The 7,529-nt window shown below is 53.8% G+C and carries 6 protein-coding genes; 5 read left to right on the plus strand and 1 reads right to left on the minus strand.

Annotated features, from left to right (window positions below):
* Positions 1-175 precede the first annotated feature (175 nt).
* Entirely contained in the window at positions 176-694 is a 519-nt protein-coding gene (locus RDM26_RS08220; RefSeq protein ID WP_307738478.1) for a hypothetical protein, read from the plus strand.
* Positions 695-956: 262 nt separating this feature from the next.
* Here the strand turns inward: RDM26_RS08220 and RDM26_RS08225 are convergent, their stop codons facing one another.
* Positions 957-2,255, minus strand: a complete 1,299-nt coding sequence (locus tag RDM26_RS08225) for a Fic family protein (protein WP_307738479.1) — start codon at positions 2,253-2,255, stop codon at positions 957-959.
* A gap of 317 nt (positions 2,256-2,572) precedes the next feature.
* Here RDM26_RS08225 and RDM26_RS08230 point away from each other — a divergent pair, with 317 nt between their 5' ends.
* The 4 genes from RDM26_RS08230 to RDM26_RS08245 all read left to right on the plus strand — a co-directional run.
* Entirely contained in the window at positions 2,573-3,652 is a 1,080-nt protein-coding gene (locus tag RDM26_RS08230; RefSeq protein WP_307738480.1) for a RhuM family protein, read from the plus strand.
* Positions 3,653-4,166: 514 nt separating this feature from the next.
* Positions 4,167-4,436 carry a 30S ribosomal protein S15 gene (rpsO, locus tag RDM26_RS08235; RefSeq protein WP_027723647.1) on the plus strand — a complete coding sequence of 90 codons (270 nt, stop codon included), beginning with the start codon at positions 4,167-4,169 and terminating at the stop codon, positions 4,434-4,436.
* 203 nt (positions 4,437-4,639) lie between these two features.
* A complete protein-coding gene (locus RDM26_RS08240) occupies positions 4,640-7,021 on the plus strand; it encodes a polyribonucleotide nucleotidyltransferase (RefSeq protein ID WP_307738481.1) in 2,382 nt (793 codons plus the stop codon).
* A gap of 56 nt (positions 7,022-7,077) precedes the next feature.
* A partial coding sequence (locus RDM26_RS08245) for a S41 family peptidase (protein WP_307738482.1) occupies positions 7,078-7,529 on the plus strand: 452 nt, incomplete at its 3' end.

Raw genomic sequence — 7,529 nt, forward strand, 5'->3', positions numbered from 1 at the left:
ATAGATGGTGAGAGTTATCGGGTGGTTCAGCCGGTGATTGATGCGAAGCCGGAGCCGTTGATTAATTTGCAGTGGATTTACGATTGGGTCAATAAAGACAGGTTCAATTAAATGTTCGCGGGATTTTATTGCGTATTTGCGGTTTTCAAGGATCGCTGTAGGGAGGTGGGTGCCTGTGTTGAAGAAGATTATTCTTGGCGTCTTTATTGGGTTTATTGTTGTTGTTTTAGCGCTGGGTTTTGTGTCTTTTAATTTGAAATCAAACTCGGTTTACTATGCCCAACGCACTCCCCATAAAGCCGGGGTGGAACCGGTGCTTATGGAAGTAACACGTAACCTTGACTGGATCTATACTCCAGATATTAAAGGTATAAAGTATGATTACGACGGAAGTAGAACTATCTATAACAGTAATTATAAAGATGGTGAGAAACTGGTACTGTTTTCGTTTTCCTCCGATCCTCGTTATTTATATTGCGATGAGAACATCGTTGTTTATGGTTTTAATGAGCATTTCCAGCTATTAGGTGCCAGCGATAGGCGAGCGCGTGAAATTTCACCAAAAGACATAGATCGAGCTGAATTGATACGTGAAATTTACAAGGCTGTTCAGCCGGTGATTGATGCGCAGCCGGAGCCGTTGATTAATATGCAGTGGATTTACGATTGGGTGAATAAAGACAGATTTAACTAGCGGCATCCTCGCGTTTTTCGAAATGCATGATTAGGCGCTGTTGCTTTTTATCCCCGATACTGCCGCAGAAAAAATCTTTACTTCTTACGGCAAGAAAGCAGCAAAAAGTAAAGATTTTAAGGGGGTGTGGTAAAGATAAGCGTCTTGGTGAGGTCCTGGCGGTCAAAAATGATTTTCATGCCAGGGAGTCCAGAAATTCTGCCGCCTGGTTTGCGTCCTCAAAAACTGCCCCATCTTCGGGATCTTTACCCTCGTTAACCCTTTATGCGTGTGCTAGGGCGCGAGCTGACAAAGCGTTAGGTACTGGGCGGCGCGGGGCAGAGGCTAGGGTGTCCCACTGGGTGGAGGCAAGGCGGCGTTCACTGCCGATAATCAGGTCAAATAAATCCGGTTGCCACCAGCCGCGTTGCCCACGCCCGATATTAAGCGGCGCCACTATTCCCGCTGCGACTAAATCTTTAGCGGCGTTCTCGATAGCGGGGCGAGAAACATTTAAAGCCTGGGCAGCGGAAGCAATGGTAAACATCGGCAAATTGGGCAGTTGCTCCCGCAAACGGTTAGCAGCCGCATCAATGCGCAGGGCGCGGTGGTGCTCACTGCGGTACCAGGAATCCAGTCGCGCCTTCCAATCAGCTTGCAACTGTTCAACCTGTTTCTTAAGGCTTTCGGAAATGGTGAGCGCAATCTGGCAAGCGTCCAAGAAGACTTTGATCCACTGGTTCACCGCTGATATTGCCTGTTCGCTGCGGGGGGAGGCGAGGTGGCGGTAGGAAGAAAGTGCGTCCTCGTAAAGGTCAGTTCTGGTGGCGAGCGCCAAAGATAGTGGCAGGGTAGCGCCCTGGGTGAGGCCGCGGCGGGTTAAACCAATATGGATCAGAGCGCGCCCGATGCGGCCATTACCGTCCGGGAAGGGGTGGATGGATTCGAACTGTGCGTGCACTAGCGCCGCCTGCAGTAGCGGGCCGTGCTCCGCCCCATTTAAATATTTGACCAGGTCATTTAATAAACCATCGAGGTGTTCGGGGGAGGGCGGGATATAGCTGGCAGCTAGGGGATGGTAGGAGCTGCCCCCTAACCAGTTTTGGCTGCTGCGGATCCCTTGCCAGGTTTTCTCGTGGATTAGTTTCTGCTGCAAATCCACAATGTCCGCAAGTGAAACCGTCTCGGCGCTAGCTAATTCCCGGGTTGCGTCCTCTAGTATCTGGATGTTGCGGATGACGTCCCCAGCGGTGCTGCGCGGATCAGTGCCGCTTTTTTCCTTCAGTTCGGCACGCGCCAGTTCCCGCGGAGCAACCTGCAATCCCTCGATATTGCTGGAGGCAATAGCTTCACCGCGCAAGATCAACCGCGCCAAAGACTCCATCCCTAGCTGCGAGATTAGCGGAGAAAACGCCAGGATTTTCCGTTCCAAGAGAGCAGCGGCGGCCGAGTTTTCTTCAGTAATCACGATATTTCCCGCCAGCAGGTCAGGGACGTAGGAGCGGTAATCGCCGCTGCGCCGGCCTTCCCGGGAAAATGCAGACAAATTCGCTGGCCAATGGCGCTTTTCATACTTACCCATATTTTCGCCTCCCCAAGATTGAGTTTCCCGCCATTCTTGCGGCGATATCGCCGCTATTGTTATAGGTGTTTCTTTATCTTTGCACGTAGAAGCGGGTACTTGCAAGGATAAATATTATCCTTACAAAAGTGAGGGGTAAGTGTAAGGATAAATGATTTTCTTACAAAATCTGGAGGTCGGGTAAGGGTTAAACCTGAGGGTTGAATGGGGAGCCACGGGGGTAAAGAGCTTGGTTTAGACTCAGAAGCAACGGTTTGCGCCTTTGCAGCGGTCTGCAATTGGAAGCCCTCAATCAGAGAAATATCTAGAGAAACGGTATGACGAAGAATAGTAAAGCTGAAAAGAGCCTCGGGAAAACCACTTCTCGGACAATGGTTAAGCATGATTCCGGTCAGTTCCTGGTTTTCACCGCTCAGCCCGGCGCGGGCGTTGAAGTGCGCTATGAGGACGGTACTATCTGGTTAACGCAGGCGTTGATGGCTGAGCTGTTTGATGTCGAGAGCAACACAGTCACCTATCATCTGCAACAGATTTTCGAGTCCGGGGAGCTGGCGGAAGAGGCAACTACTCGAATTTTTCGAGTAGTTCGCCAAGAAGGCTCTCGCCAGGTAACTCGCCAAATCCAGCATTACAACTTAGACGCGATTATTTCCGTTGGCTACCGCGTAAATTCTGTTCGCGCTACCCAGTTCCGGCAGTGGGCAACCGCAGTGCTTCGTGACTTTACTTTGCGTGGCTATATTATTGATCGAGCTCGTATGGAGTCGGGGACGATACTGGGTCATGACTATTTCGAGGAACTACTCCAAGAAGTACGCGAGATTCGCCTCTCCGAGCGCCGCTTTTACCAAAAAATAACCGACATCTATGCCACCGCAGTCGACTACAACCCCAATGCCCCCACCACCAAAGTATTCTTCGCTGCCGTTCAAAACAAACTGCATTACGCGGTGCATGGTCATACCGCTGCCGAGTTGATTGCCCAGCGTGCTGATGCTGCCAAACCGCATATGGGGTTAACGACTTGGAAAAACTCTCCGGATGGGAAAGTCCTAGCCAGCGATGTTACCGTAGCCAAGAACTACCTCACGAAAGACGAATTGGCAGATTTAGGACGAATAGTTGAAGCCTATCTAAACCTGGCAGAATCGCGTGCCAAGCGGCATATTCCCACCACCATGGAAGAATGGGAGAAATTCCTAAACCAAGTACTCACTCTTGACAGTCGCGAACTCTTAGAGAGCGCCGGGAAAATCTCCAAGAAAATAGCCGACCAGGCTGCCAAAGAAGAACTGGAAAAATATCGAATAATCCAAGACAGGGAATATCAGTCAGATTTCGACAAGTTCGCTGCTAAAGCCTTGGAGGCGGGGGACTATGATGGCGAAACCAGATGAAATAATAGCCGAACTAAGATATGCCTTCCGCGCAGGTTAGGGCGTGCCGCAGAGTGCGGAGGATTGGTCTTATCCGAGCAGGTGCGGTGCACATAAGAATTCGGAAAATGCCTGCGGTCTTTTTCCGAATTCTTGTGCGGGAGAAAAAACCAAGACCCCGTGCTGAGAAGGTAGCTCAGTGTGACTAGGGGGCGCGGCCGGTAAAAGATACGAACGGGGCTTGACCTGCGTAGCAGGTCACGGGGCCCCGGAGTGCTTTTACCGAGCCAGCCCCGAAATGGAGAATTAGATAAGTTCAAGACCCCGTGCGTAACTCACACCAGCGTCCTCGCCCCCGTCCTAGCTTCGCATTAACCTCGCCTGCGCGTGTCCTAGTTCACCTAGCTATAAATAGGGTTACCAACAGCGATAATGTTAGGCTAGAAAAGCCGTTACAAGCCGGCCACGGATGCGTCATGCCCGGGTGAAACTGCCCCGGAGCTCCGTGCAACAAGTAGCAGAAAAGGAGAACCCAGTGGCACTGAGTAAAGAAGAAAAAGCCAAGATTATGGAAGAATACGCGACCCATCCCGGTGATACGGGTTCGCCTGAGGTTCAGATCGCGCTGCTTTCCAAGCGGATCTCGGATCTGACTGAGCATTTCAAAACTCACCAACATGATCACCACTCCCGTCGGGGACTAATGTTGTTGGTAGGGCAGCGGCGCCGCCTGCTAGGTTACCTAAAAGACATCGATATTGAACGTTACCGTTCTCTGATCGCGCGTCTCGGCTTGCGCCACTAACATAGAAATATCGGCCCGGTTAACGCCGGGCCGAATTGCTATCACCCCGGTTTCGGTCTTCGGTGGTGGCCTCCGGATCAGGCGCAGCAGTTTCTAGTCGCCTTTCTCCGTGGGTCTCGATCGTTGACCGCCCATCACAAGGTGATAGCTCTCAGGAGGGCATTGGCCCTAGAAGATGGAATACAAGGAGTAAATAAAAGAAAATGATGGACGATCCAGAAGTGATTGCCTCCGAGGCAATCATCGATAACGGTCGTTTCGGGCAGCGCACCGTGCGCTTCGAAACTGGCCTACTCGCCCAGCAGGCTGCCGGCAGTGCGTTGGCATACCTGGATGATGAAACCACAGTTCTATCTGCCACTACGGTAGGTAAAAACCCGCGCGACCAGTTTGATTTCTTCCCGCTCACCGTTGACGTGGAAGAACGCCAATACGCGGCCGGACGTATCCCCGGAAACTTCTTCCGGCGGGAAGGACGCCCCGGCACGGAAGCGATTCTCGCTGCTCGCCAAATTGACCGTCCGCTGCGCCCCTCATTCGTAAAAGGGCTGCGTAACGAGGTACAGGTGGTAGCTACGGTACTGACCGTACATCCCGATGATGCCTATGACGTGCTAGCCATTAACGCTGCTAGCATGTCCACCCAGATTTCCGGTCTGCCCTTCTCCGGGCCGATCGGTGGCACTCGGCTATCCTTAATCGATGGACAGTGGGTAGCTTTCCCGCGTTACAGCGAAATCGAGCGTTCCACTTTCAACATGGTGGTTGCCGGACGGGTTATTCAAACCGCTGATGGCGGCGAAGATGTGGCCATTATGATGGTAGAGGCCGGCGGCGGCGAAGGTACCTGGGATTTGATTCAACAGGGACAGACCGCTCCGACCGAAGATGTAGTAGCTGCCGGTCTGGAAGCCGCTAAACCTTTCATTAAAGAACTGTGCCGCGCACAAGCGCAGGTAGCGGCCAAGTGTCAGAAAGAAACCCTAGAGTTCCCGCTGTTTAAAGACTTCGAGGACGAACACTGGGACGCGGTGGCCGAAAACTGCCGCGAACAGCTTGACCAGGCCGTACAGATTGCAGAGAAACTCGATCGGCAAAACCGGGTTGATGAAATCAAAGACCAAATGCTTTCCGACCTGGAAGAGCGTTTCCCCGAGGGCGAGAAAGAGCTCAAAGCCGCTTTCCGCGCCCTCGAAAAAGAGCTAATCCGTACCCGCACCCTAAACGAAGGCGTGCGGATGGATGGACGCCAGCCCAACCAGATTCGCTCGCTCTATGCACGCGCCGGAGTGCTGCCCCGCCTGCACGGATCCGCGATTTTCCGTCGTGGCGAAACCCAGGTGTTGGGGGTAACTACCCTGAATATGCTGCGGATGGAACAGCAGCTTGACAACCTCAGCCCGGTGACCCGCAAGCGTTATATGCATCAATACAACTTCCCGCCCTATTGCACCGGTGAAACCGGTCGCGTGGGCAGCCCCAAGCGCCGCGAAATCGGGCACGGTCACCTCGCGGAAATGGCGTTAGAGCCAGTACTTCCCTCCAAAGAAGAATTCCCTTACGCTATCCGCCAAGTATCCGAAGTTATGGGTTCGAACGGCTCTTCCTCTATGGGTTCGGCTTGCGCCTCCACGATTTCGCTACTGAATGCGGGCGTGCCGCTAAAAGCCCCGGTTGCCGGGATTGCCATGGGGCTAATGAGTGAGCCTAACGAGGACGGGACCACGAAGTACATGACCCTCACCGATATTTTGGGAGCCGAGGACGGCTTTGGGGATATGGACTTCAAGGTCACCGGTACCCGGGACTTTATTACCGCCCTACAGCTAGACACCAAGCTGGATGGTATCCCCTCTGACGTGCTGAAAGGTGCGCTAGCTCAGGCTAAGGAAGCCCGCCTGGAAATCTTGAACCTGATTGAACAGGCCATTCCAGAACCGGACGAAATGAGCCCCTATGCTCCGCGCATCATCACCGTACAGGTGCCGGTAGACAAGATTGGCGAGGTCATCGGCCCTAAGGGCAAGATGATTAACCAGATTCAAGAAGATACTGGCGCGGAAGTAACTATCGAAGATGACGGCACTGTCTATATTTCTTCCTCCGATGCTGAATCGGCAGAGGCAGCGCGGGCCGCCGTGAATGCAATCGCTAACCCGCAAATGCCTGAGGTAGGGGAGCGTTTCGTGGGAACCGTGGTTAAGACCACTTCCTTCGGGGCTTTCATATCCCTGACCCCCGGCAAGGACGGTCTGCTGCATATTTCCCAGATTCGTCGTCTGGTAGGGGGCAAACGCATCAACCAGGTAGAGGACGTACTGGGCGTTGGCGACCAAGTTCAGGTAGAGATCGAAGAAATCGATGAACGGGGCAAACTATCGCTGGTGGCGGTACTCAGTGAAGAGCAAGAGGCCGCATTAGCTGAAAACGAAGCTAAGCAGGAATCTCGTCGCTCCGAAGACGAAGATCGTCCTCGTCGCTCTCGTAACCGTAGCCGCCGGCACCGCAATAATCGCCGCGGTGATCGCCGCGATGATCGGCGTGACGATCGCCGCGAAGAGCAATCAGATGGTGACGACGAATAATCGATAACTAAGTTGGCGAGGGGGGGGGAAAGCTCGCCCCCCCCCACACCCGGGACATGTTTCCCCCGTGTTCCGGGGAGCCTTTTCCCCCCCGGCGGGAAAAAAACGGGGCTGCGGGGGCGGCGGTCGGGGCCCCCCGCCACAACGGCGGCGGCTGGCTGCACGACGACCTGGCCACCTTCCTGAGCGGAAAGCCGTACATCCGGTTCACTCCGCGCGGCCAATACATCGGAACGGAACCGTACAACAAGTGGACCAAGCCCTCCTGCGTCCTCGTGTGCGAGGACAACTATTCCGACGCCTCCGGCTTCCCCTACACCTACCGGACCCTCGGGATCGGCAAACTGGTCGGAGCCCCGGTGCCGGGAACGATGACCGCCGTCTGGTGGGAGACCCAGATCAATCCGTCCATCGTGTTCGGCATTCCGCAGGTGGGATCCTGGGCGATCCGGGAAGGACGGTACATGGAGAATATGCAGCTGGAGCCCGACATCCTGATCTACAACGA

Source organism: uncultured Varibaculum sp. (assembly GCF_902489465.1).
In the GTDB taxonomy this organism is placed as follows: Bacteria; Actinomycetota; Actinomycetes; order Actinomycetales; family Actinomycetaceae; genus Varibaculum.